This window comes from Enterobacter sp. R4-368 (assembly GCF_000410515.1).
Classification (GTDB): domain Bacteria; phylum Pseudomonadota; class Gammaproteobacteria; order Enterobacterales; family Enterobacteriaceae; genus Kosakonia.
Window position 1 is genome coordinate 3157336 of the sequence record NC_021500.1, and the last position, 24108, is coordinate 3181443.

At 53.7% G+C, this 24108-nt stretch carries 17 protein-coding genes, 5 tRNA genes, 3 rRNA genes and 2 pseudogenes; 21 read left to right on the forward strand and 6 right to left on the reverse strand.

Annotated elements, in window-relative coordinates:
* Window positions 1-86 precede the first annotated feature (86 nt).
* The 4 genes from H650_RS14880 (at window position 87) to H650_RS14895 (ending at window position 3417) form a co-directional block, all read left to right on the forward strand.
* Window positions 87-2993: ribosomal RNA gene (locus H650_RS14880) — 23S ribosomal RNA — on the forward strand.
* Window positions 2994-3085: 92 nt separating this feature from the next.
* Window positions 3086-3201, forward strand: a 5S ribosomal RNA gene (gene rrf / locus H650_RS14885).
* 55 nt (window positions 3202-3256) lie between these two features.
* A tRNA-Asp gene (locus H650_RS14890) sits at window positions 3257-3333 on the forward strand.
* An 8-nt stretch (window positions 3334-3341) separates the two neighbouring features.
* Window positions 3342-3417 (forward strand) — tRNA-Trp (locus tag H650_RS14895).
* 95 nt (window positions 3418-3512) lie between these two features.
* On the opposite strand, the pseudogene H650_RS25980 reads toward H650_RS14895, so the two are convergent.
* A pseudogene (locus H650_RS25980) lies at window positions 3513-3650 on the reverse strand (HTH-type transcriptional regulator HdfR); the annotation flags it as partial.
* A 3-nt stretch (window positions 3651-3653) separates the two neighbouring features.
* On the opposite strand from H650_RS25980, the pseudogene H650_RS14900 reads away from it, so the two are divergent.
* The 5 genes and pseudogenes from H650_RS14900 to H650_RS14920 all read left to right on the forward strand — a co-directional run.
* A pseudogene (locus H650_RS14900) lies at window positions 3654-3920 on the forward strand (glutamate racemase); the annotation flags it as partial.
* Window positions 3921-4279: 359 nt separating this feature from the next.
* Window positions 4280-5819 (forward strand): 16S ribosomal RNA (locus tag H650_RS14905).
* Window positions 5820-5889: 70 nt separating this feature from the next.
* A tRNA-Ile gene (locus H650_RS14910) sits at window positions 5890-5966 on the forward strand.
* A gap of 110 nt (window positions 5967-6076) precedes the next feature.
* A tRNA-Ala gene (locus H650_RS14915) sits at window positions 6077-6152 on the forward strand.
* 156 nt (window positions 6153-6308) lie between these two features.
* Window positions 6309-6384: transfer RNA gene (locus H650_RS14920), tRNA-Trp, on the forward strand.
* A 95-nt stretch (window positions 6385-6479) separates the two neighbouring features.
* On the opposite strand, the gene hdfR is transcribed toward H650_RS14920, so the two are convergent.
* Window positions 6480-7313: an HTH-type transcriptional regulator HdfR gene (gene hdfR, locus H650_RS14925; RefSeq protein WP_110093632.1), complete on the reverse strand. Its 834-nt coding sequence runs from the start codon at window positions 7311-7313 to the stop codon at window positions 6480-6482.
* A gap of 106 nt (window positions 7314-7419) precedes the next feature.
* Here hdfR and H650_RS14930 point away from each other — a divergent pair, with 106 nt between their 5' ends.
* The gene (locus H650_RS14930; RefSeq protein ID WP_017459699.1) at window positions 7420-7758 is read left to right on the forward strand and encodes a MaoP family protein; all 339 of its coding nucleotides are present in this window, start codon (window positions 7420-7422) and stop codon (window positions 7756-7758) included.
* 25 nt (window positions 7759-7783) lie between these two features.
* Here the strand turns inward: H650_RS14930 and H650_RS14935 are convergent, their stop codons facing one another.
* Window positions 7784-9304, reverse strand: coding sequence for a YifB family Mg chelatase-like AAA ATPase (locus H650_RS14935; RefSeq protein WP_020455986.1), 1521 nt, complete (start codon window positions 9302-9304; stop codon window positions 7784-7786).
* Between the two features lie 318 nt (window positions 9305-9622).
* Between H650_RS14935 and ilvL the strand changes: the two genes are divergently transcribed.
* From ilvL to ilvA, 7 genes are all read left to right on the forward strand, one after another.
* Window positions 9623-9721, forward strand: coding sequence for an ilv operon leader peptide (gene ilvL, locus H650_RS24715; protein WP_015966468.1), 99 nt, complete (start codon window positions 9623-9625; stop codon window positions 9719-9721).
* 86 nt (window positions 9722-9807) lie between these two features.
* Window positions 9808-9858 carry a peptide IlvX gene (gene ilvX / locus H650_RS26125; RefSeq protein ID WP_202819293.1) on the forward strand — a complete coding sequence of 17 codons (51 nt, stop codon included), beginning with the start codon at window positions 9808-9810 and terminating at the stop codon, window positions 9856-9858.
* 2 nt (window positions 9859-9860) lie between these two features.
* Window positions 9861-11507, forward strand: a complete 1647-nt coding sequence (gene ilvG / locus H650_RS14940) for an acetolactate synthase 2 catalytic subunit (protein WP_020455987.1) — start codon at window positions 9861-9863, stop codon at window positions 11505-11507.
* The gene (ilvM, locus tag H650_RS14945) at window positions 11504-11773 is read left to right on the forward strand and encodes an acetolactate synthase 2 small subunit (protein ID WP_017459702.1); all 270 of its coding nucleotides are present in this window, start codon (window positions 11504-11506) and stop codon (window positions 11771-11773) included. Before ilvG ends, ilvM begins: the two co-directional genes overlap by 4 nt.
* Window positions 11774-11790: 17 nt before the next feature.
* Complete coding sequence (locus H650_RS14950) at window positions 11791-12720, forward strand: branched-chain amino acid transaminase (RefSeq protein WP_020455988.1); 930 nt, start codon at window positions 11791-11793, stop codon at window positions 12718-12720.
* Window positions 12721-12907: 187 nt separating this feature from the next.
* Complete coding sequence (gene ilvD / locus H650_RS14955) at window positions 12908-14758, forward strand: dihydroxy-acid dehydratase (protein WP_020455989.1); 1851 nt, start codon at window positions 12908-12910, stop codon at window positions 14756-14758.
* Between the two features lie 2 nt (window positions 14759-14760).
* Window positions 14761-16305, forward strand: a complete 1545-nt coding sequence (gene ilvA, locus H650_RS14960; protein ID WP_097407625.1) for a threonine ammonia-lyase, biosynthetic — start codon at window positions 14761-14763, stop codon at window positions 16303-16305.
* On the opposite strand, the gene ilvY is transcribed toward ilvA, so the two are convergent.
* Window positions 16302-17192 carry an HTH-type transcriptional activator IlvY gene (gene ilvY / locus H650_RS14965; protein ID WP_020455991.1) on the reverse strand — a complete coding sequence of 297 codons (891 nt, stop codon included), beginning with the start codon at window positions 17190-17192 and terminating at the stop codon, window positions 16302-16304. The genes ilvA and ilvY overlap by 4 nt on opposite strands.
* Window positions 17193-17409: 217 nt before the next feature.
* On the opposite strand from ilvY, the gene ilvC reads away from it, so the two are divergent.
* The 3 genes from ilvC (at window position 17410) to H650_RS14980 (ending at window position 19845) form a co-directional block, all read left to right on the forward strand.
* Window positions 17410-18885 carry a ketol-acid reductoisomerase gene (ilvC, locus tag H650_RS14970; protein WP_020455992.1) on the forward strand — a complete coding sequence of 492 codons (1476 nt, stop codon included), beginning with the start codon at window positions 17410-17412 and terminating at the stop codon, window positions 18883-18885.
* A gap of 157 nt (window positions 18886-19042) precedes the next feature.
* Window positions 19043-19480 carry an RrF2 family transcriptional regulator gene (locus H650_RS14975; protein WP_020455993.1) on the forward strand — a complete coding sequence of 146 codons (438 nt, stop codon included), beginning with the start codon at window positions 19043-19045 and terminating at the stop codon, window positions 19478-19480.
* Window positions 19480-19845 (forward strand): hypothetical protein, encoded by a 366-nt coding sequence (locus H650_RS14980; RefSeq protein ID WP_020455994.1) that lies wholly within the window; start codon window positions 19480-19482, stop codon window positions 19843-19845. The genes H650_RS14975 and H650_RS14980 overlap by 1 nt, the downstream gene beginning before the upstream one ends.
* A gap of 34 nt (window positions 19846-19879) precedes the next feature.
* On the opposite strand, the gene ppiC is transcribed toward H650_RS14980, so the two are convergent.
* On the reverse strand, window positions 19880-20161 hold the full coding sequence (gene ppiC, locus H650_RS14985; protein WP_001140255.1) for a peptidylprolyl isomerase PpiC: 282 nt from the start codon (window positions 20159-20161) through the stop codon (window positions 19880-19882).
* 267 nt (window positions 20162-20428) lie between these two features.
* On the opposite strand from ppiC, the gene rep reads away from it, so the two are divergent.
* A complete protein-coding gene (gene rep, locus H650_RS14990; protein ID WP_020455995.1) occupies window positions 20429-22450 on the forward strand; it encodes a DNA helicase Rep in 2022 nt (673 codons plus the stop codon).
* Between the two features lie 173 nt (window positions 22451-22623).
* Here rep and gppA read toward each other — a convergent pair whose 3' ends face one another.
* Window positions 22624-24108 (reverse strand): guanosine-5'-triphosphate,3'-diphosphate diphosphatase, encoded by a 1485-nt coding sequence (gene gppA / locus H650_RS14995; RefSeq protein WP_020455996.1) that lies wholly within the window; start codon window positions 24106-24108, stop codon window positions 22624-22626.

A 24108-nucleotide genomic window follows, 5' to 3' on the forward strand; every position in this document is an offset into this window, starting at 1 on the left:
TGAAACACTGAACAGTGCGAACTGTTCTGTGAGTCTCTCAAATTTTCGCGACACGCGGATGTTCACGAAACATCTTCGGGTTGTGAGGTTAAGCGACTAAGCGTACACGGTGGATGCCCTGGCAGTCAGAGGCGATGAAGGACGTGCTAATCTGCGAAAAGCGCCGGTAAGGTGATATGAACCGTTATAGCCGGCGATGTCCGAATGGGGAAACCCAGTGTGATTCGTCACACTATCATTAACTGAATCCATAGGTTAATGAGGCGAACCGGGGGAACTGAAACATCTAAGTACCCCGAGGAAAAGAAATCAACCGAGATTCCCCCAGTAGCGGCGAGCGAACGGGGAGCAGCCCAGAGCCTGAATCAGCTTGTGTGTTAGTGGAAGCGTCTGGAAAGTCGCGCGATACAGGGTGACAGCCCCGTACACAAAAGCACACAGGCTGTGAGCTCGATGAGTAGGGCGGGACACGTGGTATCCTGTCTGAATATGGGGGGACCATCCTCCAAGGCTAAATACTCCTGACTGACCGATAGTGAACCAGTACCGTGAGGGAAAGGCGAAAAGAACCCCGGCGAGGGGAGTGAAAAAGAACCTGAAACCGTGTACGTACAAGCAGTGGGAGCATCCTTCGGGGTGTGACTGCGTACCTTTTGTATAATGGGTCAGCGACTTATATTCTGTAGCAAGGTTAACCGAATAGGGGAGCCGAAGGGAAACCGAGTCTTAACTGGGCGTTAAGTTGCAGGGTATAGACCCGAAACCCGGTGATCTAGCCATGGGCAGGTTGAAGGTTGGGTAACACTAACTGGAGGACCGAACCGACTAATGTTGAAAAATTAGCGGATGACTTGTGGCTGGGGGTGAAAGGCCAATCAAACCGGGAGATAGCTGGTTCTCCCCGAAAGCTATTTAGGTAGCGCCTCGTGAATTCATCTCCGGGGGTAGAGCACTGTTTCGGCTAGGGGGCCATCCCGGCTTACCAACCCGATGCAAACTACGAATACCGGAGAATGTTATCACGGGAGACACACGGCGGGTGCTAACGTCCGTCGTGAAGAGGGAAACAACCCAGACCGCCAGCTAAGGTCCCAAAGTCATGGTTAAGTGGGAAACGATGTGGGAAGGCCCAGACAGCCAGGATGTTGGCTTAGAAGCAGCCATCATTTAAAGAAAGCGTAATAGCTCACTGGTCGAGTCGGCCTGCGCGGAAGATGTAACGGGGCTAAACCATGCACCGAAGCTGCGGCAGCGACACTATGTGTTGTTGGGTAGGGGAGCGTTCTGTAAGCCTGCGAAGGTGGCCTGTGAGGGTTGCTGGAGGTATCAGAAGTGCGAATGCTGACATAAGTAACGATAAAGCGGGTGAAAAGCCCGCTCGCCGGAAGACCAAGGGTTCCTGTCCAACGTTAATCGGGGCAGGGTGAGTCGACCCCTAAGGCGAGGCCGAAAGGCGTAGTCGATGGGAAACAGGTTAATATTCCTGTACTTGGTGTTACTGCGAAGGGGGGACGGAGAAGGCTATGTTAGCCGGGCGACGGTTGTCCCGGTTTAAGCGTGAAGGTGTGTGCTCCAGGCAAATCCGGAGCACTTTAACACTGAGGCGTGATGACGAGGTACTACGGTGCTGAAGTAACAAATGCCCTGCTTCCAGGAAAAGCCTCTAAGCTCCAGGTAACACGAAATCGTACCCCAAACCGACACAGGTGGTCAGGTAGAGAATACCAAGGCGCTTGAGAGAACTCGGGTGAAGGAACTAGGCAAAATGGTGCCGTAACTTCGGGAGAAGGCACGCTGATACGTAGGTGAAGTCCCTCGCGGATGGAGCTGAAATCAGTCGAAGATACCAGCTGGCTGCAACTGTTTATTAAAAACACAGCACTGTGCAAACACGAAAGTGGACGTATACGGTGTGACGCCTGCCCGGTGCCGGAAGGTTAATTGATGGGGTCATCCGTAAGGAGAAGCTCTTGATCGAAGCCCCGGTAAACGGCGGCCGTAACTATAACGGTCCTAAGGTAGCGAAATTCCTTGTCGGGTAAGTTCCGACCTGCACGAATGGCGTAATGATGGCCAGGCTGTCTCCACCCGAGACTCAGTGAAATTGAACTCGCTGTGAAGATGCAGTGTACCCGCGGCAAGACGGAAAGACCCCGTGAACCTTTACTATAGCTTGACACTGAACACTGGTCCTTGATGTGTAGGATAGGTGGGAGGCTTTGAAGCGTGGACGCCAGTCTGCGTGGAGCCGCCCTTGAAATACCACCCTTTAATGGCTGGTGTTCTAACGTGGACCCGTGATCCGGGTTGCGGACAGTGTCTGGTGGGTAGTTTGACTGGGGCGGTCTCCTCCTAAAGCGTAACGGAGGAGCACGAAGGTCAGCTAATCCTGGTCGGACATCAGGAGGTTAGTGCAATGGCATAAGCTGGCTTGACTGCGAGCGTGACGGCGCGAGCAGGTGCGAAAGCAGGTCATAGTGATCCGGTGGTTCTGAATGGAAGGGCCATCGCTCAACGGATAAAAGGTACTCCGGGGATAACAGGCTGATACCGCCCAAGAGTTCATATCGACGGCGGTGTTTGGCACCTCGATGTCGGCTCATCACATCCTGGGGCTGAAGTAGGTCCCAAGGGTATGGCTGTTCGCCATTTAAAGTGGTACGCGAGCTGGGTTTAGAACGTCGTGAGACAGTTCGGTCCCTATCTGCCGTGGGCGCTGGAGAATTGAGGGGGGCTGCTCCTAGTACGAGAGGACCGGAGTGGACGCATCACTGGTGTTCGGGTTGTCATGCCAATGGCACTGCCCGGTAGCTAAATGCGGAAGAGATAAGTGCTGAAAGCATCTAAGCACGAAACTTGCCCCGAGATGAGTTCTCCCTGAGACTTTAAGTCTCCTGAAGGAACGTTGAAGACGACGACGTTGATAGGCCGGGTGTGTAAGCGCAGCGATGCGTTGAGCTAACCGGTACTAATGAACCGTGAGGCTTAACCTTACAACGCCGAAGATGTTTTGGCGTGAGAGACATGAAATCAGCCTGATACAGATTAGGTCAGGGCGTGAGAACGGTCTGACAGACAGAATTTGCCTGGCGGCAGTAGCGCGGTGGTCCCACCTGACCCCATGCCGAACTCAGAAGTGAAACGCCGTAGCGCCGATGGTAGTGTGGGGTTTCCCCATGCGAGAGTAGGGAACTGCCAGGCATCAAATTAGCAGTGAAACCGGGGCAACAAACCGGTGGTTGTGAAGAAATTCGGTGGAGCGGTAGTTCAGTCGGTTAGAATACCTGCCTGTCACGCAGGGGGTCGCGGGTTCGAGTCCCGTCCGTTCCGCCACCCTAATTAGGGGCGTAGTTCAATTGGTAGAGCACCGGTCTCCAAAACCGGGTGTTGGGGGTTCGAGTCCCTCCGCCCCTGCCAGAAATAATCCTTAGCATCTGCTAAGGATTTTTTTTGCTTCTTTTTCAGCATCCACTCTACAGAAAATCTCTCGCAGGCATCCTTGCCACAAATATTCAATCAATCACTTTGATTTTCAAAAGATCGCGGATCTGATTTTGTTTATCGCTGTTTTGCAGCCAAATTGCATAAAGTGGACGAGAAAGCATCGTTGTATCAGTAACGGGATACAACTTATCTTTTTGTTCTGCCCATGACCGCCGGATACGGTGGTGCTGGGATGTACGCACTTTCCTTTACTGCAAGACGAGTTGCTGCAAGTGCTGCCGGAAGGAACGCGTTTGATTGATTCAGGCGCGGCAATTGCGCGTCGTACTGCCTGGCTGCTTGAACACGAAGCGCCGGATGCGAAATCTTCCGATGAGAATATTGCCTATTGCATGGCATTAACGCCAGAGACTGCGCAATTATTGCCCGTTTTGCAGCGCTATGGGTTCAAAAAGCTCGAAAAACTGGCGCTTTAGCGCAGTTTTGCGCAAAAAAGAGACGGTTGAAAAGTTTTTTGAAATTAGGGGTTGTCAGCGGGAATTAACTCCCTATAATGCGCCTCCACTGACACGGCACAACGGCAAACACACCGGCCTGTCAGGTGAAGCAATCTGAAAATAAACAGTTGACTTCACAGCGGGAAAGCGTAGTATACGCAACCCGCGCCGCAGCAAAAAGCGAGGCGGCACTGCTCTTTAACAATTTATCAGACAATCTGTGTGGGCACTCAGGGTGACTGGATTCTTGACGTCGCAAGACGAAAAATGAATACCAAGTCTCAACGAGTGAACACGTAATTCATTACGAAGTTTAATTCATTGAGCATCAAACTTTTAAATTGAAGAGTTTGATCATGGCTCAGATTGAACGCTGGCGGCAGGCCTAACACATGCAAGTCGAACGGTAGCACAGAGAGCTTGCTCTCGGGTGACGAGTGGCGGACGGGTGAGTAATGTCTGGGAAACTGCCTGATGGAGGGGGATAACTACTGGAAACGGTAGCTAATACCGCATAACGTCGCAAGACCAAAGAGGGGGACCTTCGGGCCTCTTGCCATCAGATGTGCCCAGATGGGATTAGCTAGTAGGTGGGGTAACGGCTCACCTAGGCGACGATCCCTAGCTGGTCTGAGAGGATGACCAGCCACACTGGAACTGAGACACGGTCCAGACTCCTACGGGAGGCAGCAGTGGGGAATATTGCACAATGGGCGCAAGCCTGATGCAGCCATGCCGCGTGTATGAAGAAGGCCTTCGGGTTGTAAAGTACTTTCAGCGGGGAGGAAGGGAGTAAGGTTAATAACCTTGCTCATTGACGTTACCCGCAGAAGAAGCACCGGCTAACTCCGTGCCAGCAGCCGCGGTAATACGGAGGGTGCAAGCGTTAATCGGAATTACTGGGCGTAAAGCGCACGCAGGCGGTCTGTCAAGTCGGATGTGAAATCCCCGGGCTCAACCTGGGAACTGCATCCGAAACTGGCAGGCTTGAGTCTCGTAGAGGGAGGTAGAATTCCAGGTGTAGCGGTGAAATGCGTAGAGATCTGGAGGAATACCGGTGGCGAAGGCGGCCTCCTGGACGAAGACTGACGCTCAGGTGCGAAAGCGTGGGGAGCAAACAGGATTAGATACCCTGGTAGTCCACGCCGTAAACGATGTCTATTTGGAGGTTGTGCCCTTGAGGCGTGGCTTCCGGAGCTAACGCGTTAAATAGACCGCCTGGGGAGTACGGCCGCAAGGTTAAAACTCAAATGAATTGACGGGGGCCCGCACAAGCGGTGGAGCATGTGGTTTAATTCGATGCAACGCGAAGAACCTTACCTGGTCTTGACATCCACAGAACTTTCCAGAGATGGATTGGTGCCTTCGGGAACTGTGAGACAGGTGCTGCATGGCTGTCGTCAGCTCGTGTTGTGAAATGTTGGGTTAAGTCCCGCAACGAGCGCAACCCTTATCCTTTGTTGCCAGCGGTTAGGCCGGGAACTCAAAGGAGACTGCCAGTGATAAACTGGAGGAAGGTGGGGATGACGTCAAGTCATCATGGCCCTTACGACCAGGGCTACACACGTGCTACAATGGCGCATACAAAGAGAAGCGACCTCGCGAGAGCAAGCGGACCTCATAAAGTGCGTCGTAGTCCGGATTGGAGTCTGCAACTCGACTCCATGAAGTCGGAATCGCTAGTAATCGTGGATCAGAATGCCACGGTGAATACGTTCCCGGGCCTTGTACACACCGCCCGTCACACCATGGGAGTGGGTTGCAAAAGAAGTAGGTAGCTTAACCTTCGGGAGGGCGCTTACCACTTTGTGATTCATGACTGGGGTGAAGTCGTAACAAGGTAACCGTAGGGGAACCTGCGGTTGGATCACCTCCTTACCTTAAAGAACCTGCCTCTGCAGTGTCCACACAGATTGTCTGATGAAATACGAGCAGTAAAAATCTCTGCAGGCTTGTAGCTCAGGTGGTTAGAGCGCACCCCTGATAAGGGTGAGGTCGGTGGTTCAAGTCCACTCAGGCCTACCAAATTTTCCCTGAATACTGCGTTGTCAAATGACTCGCATACTGATTGTATGCTTCGCCATTTGACGCCTTGTCTCAGGAAAAATTACGGGTATACGGGATTTAACTACGATGGGGCTATAGCTCAGCTGGGAGAGCGCCTGCTTTGCACGCAGGAGGTCTGCGGTTCGATCCCGCATAGCTCCACCATCTTTACTGTTCGGCACAAGAAAACTTCAGAGTACACATTCTGTGTGTGCTGCGAAGTTTTGCTCTTTAAAAATCTGGATCAAGCTGAAAATTGAAACACTGAACAGTGCGAACTGTTCTGTGAGTCTCTCAAATTTTCGCGACACGCGGATAATTAGGGGCGTAGTTCAATTGGTAGAGCACCGGTCTCCAAAACCGGGTGTTGGGGGTTCGAGTCCCTCCGCCCCTGCCAGAAATAATCCTTAGCATCTGCTAAGGATTTTTTTTGCTTCTTTTTCAGCATCCACTCTACAGAAAATCTCTCGCAGGCATCCTTGCCACAAATATTCAATCAATCACTTTGATTTTCAAAAGATCGCGGATCTGATTTTGTTTATCGCTGTTTTGCAGCCAAATTGCATAAAGTGGACGAGAAAGCATCGTTGTATCAGTAACGGGATACAACTTATCTTTTTGTTCTGCCCATGAAACAGGTAGCCAGGTGCAGCCATTAAGCTGCGGTAATTGCTGATGGGCCACTTCTGCTGAACTGGTCGTCAATGTTGGCACGTCATCACTGGCGATTAACTCTGACTCATGCTGTTGAAAATCCGGTCCCCATTCGAGGCGCAGGTAGTTCAATTCTGACTTGCTCTTTTCCGGGGCTGCGCAATAAAGCGCAAGTGTGAAATGGCCGAGCAACTGGCTGCTAAACTCATCCATCTTTGGCGTTTCAGTCGTGATCAACAGATCCAGTTGCCGCTCGTGTAACTGTTTAACCAATGATTGCCGTTGTGCAATTCGTGCTTCGAACTGAAGGTTTCCTTGCAGGTTATACAGCCTGGTTAACCAATCGCTAAGCATGCATTCCCATAGGGATGCGCTGGCCCCAATAGAAAATTGGTGGTGCCGCGATGTGTGCGCCACTTCCTTTCTTGCTGCTTGCCAGGTACTCATCAATGTTTCCGCATACGGCAGCAGCTTCTCGCCAGCTGCCGTCAGGCGGATATTGTTGCGATGGCGTGTAAAGAGATTAACCCCAAGCTGGTTCTCTAACTGGCGAATACGAAAACTCACTGCGGACTGGGTCAGATAGAGTGCTTCGGCTGCACGGCCGAAGTGACGAGTCCTGCTAACTTCGAGAAAAGTTTTTAGTAATTCCGTATCCACAGTTTTCTCCACAAAAATATTTGTCGTAATGATTTAAATGTTTTGTTTTACACTCTGTCAAGCGTAACTAATACTCCGCGCCATAAATAGCTCGGCCAAAGAATTAGGAGCGTGCAGGATGGCGGAAAGCTTTACGACGACAAATCGTTTTTTCGACAATAAGAATTATCCGCGCGGGTTCTCTCGCCACGGTGACTTCACCATCAAAGAGGCGCAACTGCTTGAGCGCCATGGTTATGCTTTTAACGAACTGGAACTCGGTAAGCGTGAACCAGTGACTGCAGAAGAAACGCAATTTGTTGCAGTGTGCCGTGGAGAGCGTGAGCCAGACACCGAAGCAGAACGCGTCTGGATCAAGTATATGGCGCGCATTAAGCGTCCGAAGCGCTTTCACACTCTTTCTGGTGGGAAACCACAGATGGAAGGTGCGGAAGACTATACGGATTCCGAAGATTAAGAGAAAAGGGGCTACGGCCCCTTTTTTACATCAGCATCTTTTGCAAATGAATCAGTAGTCTGTCGATTGCGCGATAACTTAACGCTTCCTGCAGATGCGCGCGCTGGATCGCTGGCTCTTCTTCAAGATCTGCTATCGTTCGTGCAACTCTCAGCAGGCGTTGCCAGGCGCGTACAGACAATCCCAGACGTGTTAACGTCTCTTCCAGCCAATTCCCGTCTTCTCTGTTAAGTTTACAAAGCTGTTTTGTTTCGCTGCTATCCAGATGCGCGTTGAGTTTATTCTGCCGCTGATATTGCCGTGCCCGGGCCTGAATAACCCGTAAGCGTACCGTTTCACTGCTTTCGCCTTTTTGCTGTGGCTGGCTCATTGACCCCGGAGCAAGCAAGGGGACCTCAAGCGAGAGATCGAAGCGATCGAGAAAAGGGCCTGATAGCTTTCCCAAATAGCGCAGCGTTTGCTCCGGTGTCGAGCGGTTATGGTTTCCCCGGTAATGACCGGTCGGGCTCGGGTTCATGGCGGCGATTAACTGGAAACGAGCGGGATAGGTAACTTTCGCCCTTGCCCTCGAAAGATGGATTTGTCCGGATTCAATAGGTTCGCGGAGTGCATCCAGCACGCGGCGTTCAAATTCCGGTAATTCATCCAGAAACAAAACGCCATTATGCGCCAGCGAAATCTCGCCCGGGCCTGGTATGGATCCACCGCCGACAAGCGCTACCAGTGAAGCGCTGTGATGTGGCGCTCTGAATGGGCGTCTTCGCCAGTGGCGAGAGAGTGCCGCTGAATTTACCACGCTCATAATGGCCGCGCTTTCCAGCGCTTCCTGGTTGCTCAATGGCGGCAACAATCCCGCCAACCGACTGGCCAACATAGTCTTGCCCGTGCCCGGAGGTCCGATTAGCAACAGGTTGTGTCCACCTGCCGCAGTGATTTCCAGTGCGCGCTTCCCTTGTTCTTGTCCAATAACATCGCTTAAATCCTCACTGGCGGCCTCCTGGCTGCTATAAAAGGGGGCAGGTGAAGGTAATGCCTGTTTTCCTTCCAGAAACGCACACACTTCCTGTAAATGGTCGGCGACCAGACACTCCTGTGTTTCTGTGAGGCTGGCTTCAGCTTCGTTTTCTCTGGCAATAACGATGCGTCTGTTGGCTTTTACCGCTTCAATGACAGAAGAGATGGCGCCAGGAACCCCACGTAATGCGCCTGTAAGGGCAAGTTCGCCAACAAATTCATAACGACTCAGCTCTGATGCCGTTAGCTGCTCAGAAGCGGACAGAAGCGCGATAGCGATGGGTAAATCGTATCGTCCACCTTCTTTGGGCAGGTCCGCGGGTGCCAGGTTGATGGTGATTCGTTTCGCCGGAAATTCATATCCGCTGTTGATAATGGCGCTACGAACACGATCGCGTGCTTCCTTAACCGTGGTTTCCGGAAGCCCAACAATAGTCAGCCCCGGCAGCCCGTTACTGATATGCACTTCAACGGTGACCAGGGGGGCCGTCACACCTAACGCCGCTCGCGTATAAATTACAGACAATGCCATAGGCTCTCCTTTTCACAGACATTATCTGTTTTGATTATCGCTTTTCATTATCGAAACGCTGCTTTTGCGTGCGCGTTTCCTGCATTTCACTGCAATTAGCCCCTTTTTTCATCGTATTGGAATGTTGATCGCAGCGTTGTATTGCTACTGCAAGAGGTGAGAAATTTTCACCAAGACTTTTCTCTATATAAAACAACCATTTTTCGTCAATTTGTCGGTGCGGTCGCAAACTGCGTCATAAATTTTTCTTGTTTCTTGTCTTAAATCTGTGTTACCTCTTTAGGCATTCCTTCGAACATGAAGCAAGAACGAACACAAATGAAAGCCCTTCTACGAGTGATTAGCCTGGTCGTGATTAGCGTGGTGGTGATTATTATCCCACCGTGCGGGGCTGCACTTGGACGAGGAAAGGCTTAAAAAACAAGCCTTAACGAACTAAGACCCCCGCACCGAAAGGTCCGGGGGTTTTTTTATGATCTAAAAACATAAACGAGGAGCAGAGGATGAGTAGCAGCACAAAATTCTGTTTCTCCCGATATCCGGCGGGGAACTGACTATGAATGGAGCACAGTGGGTGGTACATGCGTTGCGAGCGCAGAAAGTCGATATCGTCTTCGGCTATCCGGGCGGCGCAATTATGCCGGTTTACGATGCATTGTATGACGGCGGCGTGGAACACCTACTTTGCCGGCACGAGCAGGGCGCGGCGATGGCCGCTATCGGTTATGCTCGCGCCACCGGTAAAACTGGCGTTTGCATCGCCACTTCCGGCCCAGGTGCGACGAACCTGATCACTGGTCTTGCTGATGCGTTATTAGATTCCGTTCCGGTTGTTGCCATCACCGGCCAGGTTGCTGCTCCGCTTATCGGTACCGACGCGTTTCAGGAAGTGGACGTACTGGGTTTATCCCTCGCCTGCACGAAGCACAGCTTTCTGGTTGAATCTCTGGAAGAGTTACCGCGTGTCATGGCTGAGGCTTTCTACGTGGCCAATTCCGGCCGCCCGGGCCCGGTTCTGGTGGATATTCCAAAAGACATCCAGTTGGCTGTAGGTGATCTGGATCCCTGGTTCGCGACCGTCGACGATGAACATTATTTCCCGCAGGCGGAAGTGGAGCAGGCCGTGCAGATGCTCTCGCAGGCAACAAAACCGATGCTGTATGTTGGCGGCGGTGTGGGCATGGCGCAGGCGGTTCCGGCGCTGCGTGAGTTTCTGAGCGTGACGCAAATGCCGGTCACTTGCACGCTGAAAGGGCTGGGTGCAGTGGAAACTGATTATGCTTACTATCTCGGCATGCTGGGGATGCACGGTACGAAAGCCGCGAATTTTGCCGTGCAGGAGTGTGACTTGCTGATTGCCGTTGGCGCCCGTTTTGACGATCGCGTGACCGGCAAGTTGAATACCTTCGCGCCGAACGCCAAAGTGATCCATATGGATATCGACCCGGCGGAAATGAGCAAACTGCGCCAGGCGCACGTTGCGTTGCAGGGCGATTTAAACGCGTTGCTGCCTGCGCTGCAACAGCCGCTGGCAATTGATGCGTGGCGTCAATACAGCGCGGATCTGCGTCGCGAACATGCCTGGCGTTACGATCATCCAGGCGACGCTATTTACGCGCCGCTGTTGTTAAAACAGCTCTCCGATCGCAAACCGGAAAACAGCGTGGTCACTACCGACGTTGGCCAGCATCAGATGTGGGCGGCGCAACATTTGTGTTTCAGCCGCCCGGAAGATTTCATCACGTCCAGTGGATTAGGTACGATGGGCTTCGGTTTGCCGGCCGCTGTTGGCGCGCAGGTTGCCCGCCCGGACGATACGGTAATCTGTATCTCCGGTGACGGCTCCTTCATGATGAATGTTCAGGAGCTCGGCACCGTTAAACGTAAGCAATTACCGCTGAAGATTGTCTTACTGGACAACCAGCGTTTAGGGATGGTTCGTCAGTGGCAGCAGTTATTCTTCAACGAGCGTTATAGTGAAACCACCCTGACTGATAACCCCGATTTCCTCACGCTGGCCAGCGCTTTCGGCATTCCCGGCCAGCACATCACCCGAAAAGACCAGGTTGAAGCGGCACTCGACACGATGCTCACGAGCCCAGGGCCATACCTGCTTCATGTCTCAATCGATGAACTTGAGAATGTCTGGCCGTTGGTGCCGCCCGGCGCCAGTAACTCACAAATGCTGGAGAAATTATCATGATGCAACATCAGGTCGCCGTTGAGGCCCGCTTCAATCCTGAAACGTTAGAACGCGTGCTGCGCGTGGTGCGTCACCGTGGCTTTCAGGTGTGTGCCATGAATATGGAAACCGCCAGTGATGCGCGGAACATAAATATCGAATTGACCGTTGCCAGCCCGCGGCCTGTCGAATTACTGTTTAGCCAGTTAAGCAAACTTGTTGACGTTGCCCGGGTTGATATCCGCCAGCGTGCCACATCATCACAATCACAACAAATCCGCGCGTAAGCGCAAAAGGAAGAATAATGACGACGAAAAAAGCAGACTACATTTGGTCTAATGGCGAGATGGTTCGTTGGGAAGATGCGAAAGTCCACGTGATGTCCCACGCGCTGCATTACGGTACTTCCGTATTTGAAGGCATCCGTTGCTATGACTCGCACAAAGGTCCGGTAGTGTTCCGCCATCGTGAACATATGCAGCGTCTGCGCGATTCCGCCAAAATCTATCGTTTCCCGGTATCTCAGAGCGTCGACGAGCTGATGGAAGCCTGCCGCGCAGTGATCCGCAAAAACAATCTGACCAGCGCCTATATTCGTCCGCTGGTATTTGTGGGCGATGTTGGCATGGGCGTTAACCCGCCGGCGGGCTACACCACTGATGTGATTATCGCTGCGTTCCCGTGGGGCGCTTACCTCGGTGCGGAAGCACTGGATCAGGGGATCGACGCGATGGTGTCTTCCTGGAACCGTGTTGCGCCGAACACCATCCCGACAGCCGCGAAAGCGGGCGGAAATTACCTCTCTTCCCTGCTGGTTGGCAGCGAAGCGCGCCGCCACGGTTACCAGGAAGGCATTGCGCTGGACGTTAACGGCTACATCTCTGAAGGTGCGGGCGAAAACCTGTTTGAAGTAAAAGACGGCATCCTGTTCACGCCGCCGTTTACCTCTTCCGCCCTGCCGGGTATCACTCGCGATGCGATCATCAAGCTGGCGAAAGAGCTGAACATCGAAGTTCGTGAGCAGGTGCTGTCCCGCGAATCGCTGTATCTGGCGGATGAAGTGTTTATGTCCGGTACGGCAGCGGAAATCACGCCGGTGCGCAGCGTTGATGGTATTCAGGTTGGTGAAGGTCGTTGTGGCCCGGTCACCAAACGTATTCAGCAAGCATTCTTTGGCCTCTTCACCGGTGAAACGGAAGATAAGTGGGGCTGGTTGGATCAAGTTAATCCATAAATACCCGTCATACTTCAGGTTGTAGGTGTGTTGGCCGCACTCGTTCACCCCAGTCACTTACTTATGTAAGCTCCCGGGGATTCGCTCGCTTGCCGCCTTCCTACAACCCGAATCATTCAGGGTATAGCAAATAAATATGGGATGGCACGCACCACCCCATCGACAAGATAGACGGGAGTAAAAGAGCATGCCTAAGTACCGTTCCGCCACCACCACCCACGGGCGCAATATGGCGGGTGCCCGCGCGCTGTGGCGCGCAACCGGGATGACCGACGCCGATTTTGGCAAGCCGATTATCGCCGTCGTGAACTCGTTTACCCAGTTCGTGCCGGGCCACGTTCACCTGCGCGATCTCGGTAAGCTGGTTGCGGAGCAAATCGAAGCCGCAGGCGGCGTGGCGAAAGAGTTCAACACGATTGCCGTTGATGACGGTATCGCCATGGGCCACGGCGGCATGCTTTATTCACTGCCTTCCCGCGAGCTGATTGCCGATTCCGTTGAATATATGGTCAATGCCCACTGCGCTGACGCAATGGTGTGTATTTCCAACTGCGACAAAATCACCCCCGGGATGCTGATGGCTTCTCTGCGGTTGAATATTCCGGTGATTTTCGTCTCCGGCGGCCCGATGGAAGCCGGGAAAACAAAACTCTCCAACCAGATAATTAAACTCGATCTGGTGGATGCCATGATTCAGGGCGCGGATCCGAAAGTTTCTGACGATCAGAGCGAGCAGGTAGAACGTTCCGCCTGCCCCACTTGCGGATCCTGCTCCGGCATGTTTACCGCCAACTCAATGAACTGTCTGACCGAAGCGCTGGGGCTGTCACAGCCGGGTAACGGCTCGCTGCTGGCGACCCACGCTGACCGCAAAGAACTGTTCATCAACGCGGGCAAACGCATTGTTGAGCTGACCAAACGCTATTACGAGCAGGATGACACCAGCGCACTGCCGCGTTCCATCGCCAGTAAAGCGGCGTTTGAAAACGCCATGACGCTGGATATCGCCATGGGCGGCTCTACTAATACTGTTCTGCATCTGCTGGCCGCCGCGCAGGAAGCAGAAATTGATTTCACCATGAGTGATATCGATAAGCTGTCCCGCAAAGTTCCGCAGCTATGTAAAGTCGCGCCGAGTACGCAGAAATACCATATGGAGGATGTGCACCGCGCCGGTGGCGTGCTGGGCATCCTGGGTGAGCTGGATCGCGCTAACTTGTTAAACCGTGACGTGAAAAACGTGCTCGGTCTGACGCTGCCGCAAACCCTTGAGCAGTACGACGTGATGCTGACCAAAGACGACGCGGTGAAAACCATGTTCCGCGCGGGGCCAGCCGGTATCCGCACCACGCAGGCGTTTTCCCAGAATTGCCGCTGGGACACGCTGGACGATGATCGCGCTGAAGGCTGTATCCGTTCGCTGGAGCATGCTTACAGCAAAGATGGTGGCCTGGCCGTGCTGTACGGCAATTTTGCGGAAAACGGCTGTATCGTTAAAACCGCAGGCGTTGATGACAGCAACCTGACCTTTACCGGTCCGGCAAAAGTGTATGAAAGCCAGGACGCGGCGGTGGAAGCCATTCTCGGCGGTAAAGTTGTCGCCGGTGATGTGGTGGTGATTCGCTACGAAGGGCCGAAAGGCGGGCCGGGGATGCAGGAAATGCTCTACCCAACCAGCTTCCTGAAATCGATGGGCCTCGGCAAAGCGTGTGCGCTGATCACCGATGGGCGTTTCTCCGGCGGGACTTCCGGCCTTTCCATTGGTCACGTTTCTCCGGAGGCGGCAAGCGGCGGCAATATCGGCCTGATTGAAGATGGCGACATTATCGCTATCGATATTCCGAGCCGCAGCATTCAACTGCAACTGAGCGATCGTGAACTGGCAGCGCGCCGTGAAGCGCAGGAAGCCCGAGGCGATAAGGCCTGGACGCCGGTTGACCGTGAGCGTCAGGTCTCCTTCGCGCTGCGCGCTTATGCCAGTCTCGCGACCAGTGCGGATAAAGGCGCGGTACGTGATAAATCCAAACTTGGGGGTTAATGATGGCCGAATCCCAACCCCTCTCAGCCGCTCCCGAAGGGGCGGAATATCTGAGAGCGGTGCTGCGTGCGCCGGTTTACGAAGCGGCGCAGGTAACGCCGCTGCAAAAAATGGAGAAACTCTCTTCGCGTCTCGACAACGTAATTCTGGTCAAACGCGAAGACCGCCAGCCGGTGCACAGCTTTAAGCTGCGTGGCGCGTACGCAATGATTGCCGGGCTTACGCCTGAGCAAAAAGCGCACGGCGTGATTACTGCTTCTGCGGGCAACCACGCGCAGGGCGTGGCAATGTCATCGACGCGTCTGGGGATCAAATCGCTGATTGTGATGCCAGTGGCGACGGCGGATATCAAAGTGGATGCGGTGCGCGGCTTTGGTGGTGAAGTGCTGTTGCACGGTGCCAATTTCGACGAAGCGAAAGCGAAAGCCATTGAGCTGGCTGAGCAACAAGGTTTCACCTTTGTACCGCCGTTTGATCACCCGATGGTGATTGCCGGACAGGGCACGCTGGCGCTGGAGTTGCTGCAACAGGACGCGCATATCGATCGGGTTTTTGTGCCGGTCGGCGGCGGCGGTTTAGCGGCGGGCGTGGCGGTGTTGATTAAACAGTTGATGCCGCAAATCAAAGTGATCGCCGTTGAAGCGGAAGACTCCGCCTGCCTGAAAGCGGCGCTGGATGCGGGTCATCCGGTCGAGTTACCGCGCGTGGGCTTGTTTGCCGAAGGCGTGGCGGTAAAACGCATTGGTAACGAAACTTTCCGTCTGTGCCAGGCGTATCTCGATGACATCATCACTGTCGATAGCGATGCGATTTGTGCGGCGATGAAAGATCTGTTCGAAGATGTCCGTGCGGTGGCGGAACCGTCCGGTGCGCTGGCGCTGGCGGGGATGAAAAAGTACATCGCGAAACACAATATTCGCGGCGAACGGCTGGCGCATGTGCTTTCCGGCGCGAATGTGAATTTCCACGGTTTACGTTATGTTTCTGAGCGTTGCGAGCTGGGCGAGCAGCGGGAAGCGCTGCTGGCGGTGACCATTCCGGAAGAGAAAGGTAGCTTCCTGAAGTTCTGCCAGTTGTTGGGTGGGCGCTCCGTGACCGAATTTAACTATCGCTTTGCCGATGCGAAAGACGCCTGCATTTTTGTCGGCGTGCGTTTAAGTCGGGGGCTGGAGGAGCGCAAAGAGATCCTCGATCTGCTGCATCAAGGCGGTTATAGCGTCGTGGATCTTTCCGACGATGAGATGGCGAAACTGCACGTACGTTACATGGTCGGCGGGCGACCGTCGAAACCGCTGCGCGAACGCCTGTACAGTTTTGAGTTCCCGGAATCGCCCGGCGCGCTGCTGAAGTTCCTGCATACGCTTGGTACGCACTGGAATATTTCATTGTTCCATTACCGCAGCCACGGCACCGATTATGGGCGCGTTCTGGCAGCATTCGAATTAGGCGAGCATGAGCCAGATTTCGAAACCCGGCTCAACGAGCTGGGCTACGAATGCCACGATGAAACGCATAACCCGGCGTTCCGTTTTTTCCTTGCCGGTTAGTTGTTTGGCAGGATTTTCCAGAACGCATCAATAAGCGGCTCATAGAGCCGCTTTTTTTGTACACACACGCCAAGCTCAAACGGCGTTTTCTCATCGCTGCGCTCAAGGATCATCACGCGGTTGCGTACCGGCTCCGGGCTGTTTTCCAGCACCACTTCCGGGATTAGCGCCACGCCGCAACCGAGCGCGACCATCGACACCATTGCTTCGTGACCGCCGACGGTAGCGTAAATCGACGGGTTGCTGATTTTGTGGCGGCGGAACCATAGTTCGATACGGCGGCGCACCGGGCCCTGATCGGCCATGATAAACGGCACGGTGGACCAGTCTGGTTCGGGCTGCGAAACTTGGTTCCGCACCGGGCAGGGGAGCGCAGGTGCTATCAGCACCACGGCCAGGTTTTCCAGCATCGAAAAGGCGACCGCGCCGGGCAGCGTTTCCGGTTTCCCGGCAATGGCCAGATCCGCTTCGCCAGTGACCACTTTTTCCATCGCATCAGCGGCATCGCCGGTGGTGAGCTTGATTTCTACCGACGGGTGTTCCGCGCGAAAGCGATCAAGAATCGGCGGCAAATGGCTGTAAGCCGCGGTGACGGAACAGAAAAGATGCAGCTCGCCGGAGAGCGACGGGCCTTGCTGGTCGATGGTGTGGCGCAATTGCTGATATTGCAATAACGTTTGCTGCGCGAAAACGCGCAACTCTTCACCCGCTTCAGTCAGCGTGACGGTACGGTTATCGCGCACAAACAGCGGCTGCCCGAGATCTTCTTCCAGCCGCTGGATTTGTCGCGAAAGCGTGGAAGGGCTGACATGCATGGCGCGCGCGCTGCGGCCAAAATGGCGGCTTTCGGCCAGATGCAGGAACGTTTTCAGATCGCGTAAATCCATGAGACAGACTCCACAAATTTACATTGCAAAAATTGCAATGTGACATTGTTAATATATCAATTTAAGCAACGCATTTCCTGTCATATAGTGGGTTCAATCTCGCTTATCAGCGAACTGAACAATAAATATTGCCCTGAATAATTTGCGCAACAGAAAATCTACAGCGTTAGCGCAAAAGAAGAACGGCACAACACAACATCACACGACGAGGTCTCAAATGGCTAACTACTTTAATACACTGAACCTGCGCCAGCAGCTGGCGCAGCTGGGCAAATGCCGCTTTATGGCGCGTGACGAATTTGCCGATGGCGCAAGCTACCTTCAGGGTAAAAAAGTGGTCATCGTCGGCTGCGGTGCCCAGGGCCTGAACCAGGGCCTGAACATGCGCGACTCCGGCCTGGATATCTCTTACGCGCTGCGTAAAGAAGCCATTGCGGAAAAACGCGCGTCCTGGCGCAAAGCGACCGAAAACGGTTTCAAAGTCGGCACGTATGAAGAGCTGATCCCGCAGGCGGATCTGGTCGTGAACCTGACGCCGGACAAACAGCACTCTGACGTCGTGCGTTCCGTGCAGCCGCTGATGAAAGACGGCGCGGCGCTGGGCTACTCTCACGGTTTCAATATCGTGGAAGTGGGTGAGCAGATCCGTAAAGACATCACCGTCGTGATGGTGGCGCCGAAGTGCCCTGGCACTGAAGTGCGTGAAGAGTACAAACGCGGTTTCGGCGTTCCGACGCTGATTGCCGTCCACCCGGAAAACGACCCGAAAGGCGAAGGAATGGCGATTGCTAAAGCCTGGGCAGCGGCAACCGGTGGTCACCGTGCGGGTGTTCTGGAGTCCTCTTTTGTTGCGGAAGTGAAATCCGACCTGATGGGCGAGCAGACTATCCTCTGCGGCATGCTGCAGGCGGGTTCTCTGCTGTGCTTTGACAAGCTGGTGGCTGACGGTACCGACCCTGCTTACGCAGAAAAACTGATTCAGTTCGGCTGGGAAACCATCACCGAAGCGCTGAAACAGGGCGGTATTACGCTGATGATGGATCGCTTGTCCAATCCGGCGAAACTGCGTGCTTACGCGCTGTCTGAACAGCTGAAAGGCATCATGGCGCCACTGTTCCAGAAACATATGGATGACATCATTTCCGGCGAGTTCTCTTCCGGCATGATGGCTGACTGGGCCAACGACGATAAGAAACTGCTGACCTGGCGTGAAGAAACCGGTAAAACCGCGTTCGAAACCGCACCGCAGTTTGAAGGCAAAATCAGCGAGCAGGAGTATTTTGATAAAGGCGTGCTGATGATTGCGATGGTGAAAGCGGGCGTTGAACTGGCGTTCGAAACCATGGTGGCGTCCGGCATTATCGAAGAGTCTGCTTACTATGAATCGCTGCACGAACTGCCGCTGATTGCCAACACCATCGCGCGTAAACGTCTGTATGAGATGAACGTGGTTATTTCCGATACCGCAGAGTACGGCAACTACCTGTTCTCTTATGCTTGCGTACCGCTGCTGAAAGAGTTTATGACCACGCTGCAAACGGGCGATTTGGGTAAAGCGATTGCCGAAGGCGCGGTAGATAACGCGCAGCTTCGCGATGTGAATGATGCGATTCGCAGCCATGCCATTGAGAAAGTGGGTCAGAAACTGCGCGGTTATATGACGGACATGAAACGTATCGCCGTCGCGAGCTAAATCCGGTCGTCTTTCGGCAACGATAAGCCGACATTCATCGAAAAATTCAAGCCCGGAGGCGTTAGCGCTTCCGGGCTTTTTTATGTGCTGCACTGGACGCGATCTTTTTTGCCCATTCGTCTTGTTGAATTTGTCTTTATGTAATATCGTAAGTTACATGAAAATAAATAACTCATTCTCCGCGACGCTGCACATCCTGCTCCACATGGAACAGGCTGATAAACCGATGACATCGGAACAGATGGCTGAATACATCGACGGTAACCCGGCGTTTATTCGCAAACTGCTCGCCGGGTTACGGGAAAAACAGATTGTCTGCGCGACCAAAGGGCACCACGGCGGCTGGCGGCTTTGTCGTCCCGCCAGCCATGTCACTCTCTACGACATCTATATTGCACTGGGATCGCCTGCGTTGTTCGCATTGGGTAATCGTAATGAGAACCCTGAGTGCCTGGTTGAGCAAGGGGTGAACCGGGTGATGTCGTCGACGCTTGCCGACGCACAATCGCTGATCCTTGAACGTTTTAAAAACCTGACGCTACAGGATGTCGGTGCGGAATTTATCAGTTACTTCAACGAAAAGGGGCACCACTGATGATTGCAGATTTAACCACCTGTCTGATGATTGCGCTGGCTGCCAGCAGCATTTCAATAACGGTGACGCAAACGGAGTTATTTGCGGCTTTTCGTGAATGGACGGTGAAAAAGAACGCGATGATAGGGCACTTGTTTCAGTGTTTTTATTGTCTGAGTCACTGGGCGGTGTTTGGCGGTATGCTGGTGTACCGGCCTGCGTTGCTGCACAGCGGCTTTGCATTGATTGACTGGATGATGACGGCGTTTATTACCATTACGCTGGCGACCCTGATTAATGGCCTGATGTTTAAAGTGTTCCAGGCGGCAATCAGCATGCATGTGATGAAGCATGACGCGCAGCAGAAGCTGCAATCGCACAAATAAAAAAACAGCCTCTCTGTGATGAGAGGCTCAATCATTAGTTGCGGTACAGCACTTTGATGATGTGGTAACCGAACTGGGTGTGCAGCGGGCCGGTTGGCTCCAGCACCGGGCAGGAGAACACCACTTTATCGAACGCGGGAACCATCTGGCCCTGACGGAATTCGCCCAAATGTCCGCCTTTTTTACCTGACGGGCAGATAGAGTGTTTCTTCGCCAGCTTTTCGAAATCGCCGCCGTTTTTGATCTGTTCCAGAAGATCCAGTGCCAGTTTCTCTTCTTTAACAAGGATATGCAGTGCTGCTGCGGTTTTTGCCATGATCGTGCCTTGAGTGAGGTTGTTGAGGCTGGCTATACTACCACGCGTTTATACACTTCGGTCTTCATTCTGCCTCGGCTTCAAGTTGCGCCTGCGGCTCAACTTAAGCGAGGGTCTCGCACCGTGGGTGCCGTAGTAAGCTGCGTTAAATCTGTTCCCGGCAGATTCGTTATCCCGCCACTTACGTGTGTTAGCGGCTGAAGGTTCACGGCCTGAATGATTTTGTGTATATATTTCCCCTCCAGACTTTTCATTGAGTGATTTTTTATGCGTTTAAACCCCGGACAACAACAAGCCGTCGAATTCGTCACCGGACCATGCCTGGTGCTGGCGGGAGCGGGGTCCGGTAAAACACGCGTGATCACCAATAAAATCGCCCATTTGATCCGTGGCTGTGGCTATCAGGCGAAACATATCGCGGCGGTAACCTTTACCAACAAAGCGGCGCGCGAGATGAAAGAACGTGTTGCGCAGACGCTGGGGCGTAAGGAGGCGCGCGGGTTGATGATCTCTACGTTCCACACGCTGGGGCTGAATATCATCAAACGTGAGTTCGCCGCGTTGGGGATGAAATCTAACTTTTCCCTGTTTGACGACACCGATCAGGTCGCGTTGCTGAAAGATCTGACCGAAGGGCTGATCGACGATGACAAAGTGGTGTTGCAACAACTGATCTCCACGATCTCAAACTGGAAAAACGATCTGCTGACGCCGCCGCAGGCCGCTGCGCGCGCAAACGGCGAGCGCGACCGTATTTTTGCTCATTGCTACGGTCTGTACGACGCCCATATGAAGGCGTGTAACGTACTCGATTTTGACGACCTGATCCTGCTGCCGACGCTGCTATTGCAGCGCAACGAAGAGGTGCGCGAACGCTGGCAGAACAAGATCCGTTATCTGCTGGTGGATGAATATCAGGACACCAACACCAGTCAGTATGAGCTGGTAAAGCTGTTAGTGGGCCAGCGCGCGCGCTTCACCGTCGTGGGTGACGATGACCAGTCGATTTATTCGTGGCGCGGTGCGCGGCCGCAAAACCTGGTGCTGCTGAGCCAGGATTTCCCGGCATTGCAGGTGATTAAGCTGGAACAAAACTATCGCTCTTCCGGGCGCATCCTGAAAGCAGCGAATATCCTCATCGCCAACAACCCACACGTGTTTGAAAAGCGACTCTTTTCCGAGCTGGGTTATGGTGCCGAGCTGAAAGTGCTCAGCGCCAACCACGAAGAACACGAAGCCGAGCGCGTGACAGGTGAGCTGATTGCTCACCACTTCGTGAACAAAACCGCATACAAGGATTATGCGATCCTCTATCGCGGCAACCACCAGTCGCGCGTATTCGAAAAATTCCTGATGCAGAACCGCATCCCGTACAAGATTTCAGGCGGCACCTCGTTCTTTTCTCGCCCGGAAATCAAAGATCTGCTGGCCTATTTGCGGGTGCTGACCAATACGGATGATGACAGTGCGTTTCTGCGCATCGTGAATACGCCAAAGCGTGAAATTGGCTCAGCAACGCTGCAAAAGCTGGGCGAATGGGCGATGTTACGTAATAAGAGCCTGTTTGCTGCCAGCTTTGATGTTGGCCTGAACCAGACGCTGACCGGGCGCGGTTATGACGCGCTGACGCGTTTTACCCACTGGCTCGGTGAAGTTCAGCGTTTGTCGGAGCGCGAGCCTATCGCGGCAGTGCGCGATTTAATTCACGGCATCGATTATGAGTCCTGGCTGTTCGAAACCTCCGCCAGCCCGAAAGCGGCAGAGATGCGCATGAAAAACGTCAACACGCTGTTCGGCTGGATGACGGAGATGCTGGAAGGCAGCGAACTGGACGAGCCGATGACGCTGGCGGAAGTCGTCACGCGCTTTACCCTGCGCGACATGATGGAGCGTGGCGAGAGTGACGACGAATCCGATCAGGTGCAGTTGATGACGTTGCACGCATCTAAAGGCCTTGAATTCCCATATGTTTTCCTCGTAGGTATGGAAGAGGGGTTATTGCCGCACCAGAGCAGTATCGATGAAGATAACGTCGATGAAGAGCGGCGGCTGGCTTATGTGGGCATCACCCGTGCGCAGAAAGAGCTGATTTTCACCCTCTGCAAAGAACGTCGTCAGTATGGTGAGTTAGTCCGACCGGAACCGAGCCGCTTCCTGCTGGAATTACCACAGGACGATCTGATTTGGGAGCAGGAACGCAAAGTGGTCAGTGCCGAAGAGCGCATGCATAAAGGTCAGGCCAACGTGGCGAATATTCGCGCGATGCTGGCAAAAGCGAAGGACAAATAAAAATCCACCTTCAGTGAAGGCGGCGTGGATTACTGCTCCTGAAGTGCGGGTTGAAAACGTAAAAAGAGGCGTCTGCCCGCTCTGTAAGGTTGGATCCGGCAGCGCTGCTGAACGTTAGTTTTCAGCAAGCAATAAAAAAGCCCGCAGCGAGCGGGCTATATTCCGTATGAGAATTACTGGATTTCCAGCGACCAGTGCACATAACTCTGCCACTGGCTTTCCTGATCAATCAGTTCTGCGCCGAGTGGGTGACTCGCCAGCCACCCTTGCGGTAGCGTCAGCACCAGCTTCTCTCCCTGCGCGGTGACCGCGATTTCCGGCAGCAGATCATCGCGACGACGGCTGGCGAAAATAATGGCAAGACGAAGCAGGCGACAAAGATGTTCGGCTACGCGCGGTGGTACGGCGTTTTGCTGATGCAACGATGAGAGATCGACCGCGTTCGTCTGATTAAGCAGCAGTGTCGCGAGCAGTTTCTTTTGCGCGGGGGTAAACCCAGGCAAATCGAGATTACGCACCAGCCATGCCGCGTGTAGCGGTGCTTGCTTAAACTCAATGCTCAAACCAATTTCATGCAGTTCGCTGGCAACTTTCAGGATTTCGATGCTGTAGGCATCTAATTCCCACACTTTAGCGACACCCTGCGCAAAACGTCCAGCCAGCGTTGTCACGCGACGGGATTGATCGGTATCGATAATAAAACGGCGTTGAATATTGCGCAGCGTGCGGCTACGAATGTCTTCATCTACCGCCAGGTGCAGCATGCCGTAGACCAGACCTTCGCGTAATGCGCCACCGGCCAGCGTCATGCTTTCAATATTCATTTCGGTGAAGATGGCGATAAGGATTGCCAGACCGCTCGGGAATACCAAAGCGCGTTCAAGCGTCAGGCCTTCGATTTCCAGCTCTTCAAGCCGCCCGCATTGTATGGCGCGCTGTTTTAGCTGCTGCAATTTAGCGAGGGTGATGCGCTCATCCATGCCCTGCGCCATCATGATTTCTTGCAGCGCCTGAACCGTACCCGATGCCCCGACGCAAACTTTCCAGCCATGGCGGCGAAGCTCATCGGCAACCGGGCGTAGCACCTCACGCGCGGCCTGTTCGGCGGCAGTGAAGTTTTCCTGCCCAAGATTTCGGTCGGTGAAAAAGCGCTCAAGCCAGGTGACACAGCCCATCGACAGGCTGAAAAGGGAGGTCGTTTGTGCACCGGTGCCGGTAACCAGCTCCGTGCTGGCGCCGCCAATATCAACCACCAGACGCTGATCCGCGCCACCTGTCGTGTGCGCAACGCCCTGATAAATCAGCCGCGCTTCTTCCTCGCCGCTAATGACCTGCACCGGGCAGCCGAGGATTTCTTGCGCTTTGTCGATAAATTCCTGCGCGTTAACCGCCAGGCGCAACGTGGCCGTTGCTACGACGCGGATTTGCTCCTGGGGAATATCCTGTAGACGTTCGGAAAACAGCCGCAGGCACTGCCAGCCTCGCTCCATCGCTTCCTGAGAAAGACGATTATCGGGGCTTAATCCTGCAGCCAGACGAACTTTACGTTTGATGCGAGAAAGCGTCTGAATGCTTCCCGCCACCTCGCGCACAACCAGCATATGAAAACTGTTAGATCCAAGATCAATAGCGGCATAGAGCGAGGCGGAACCAAGCAT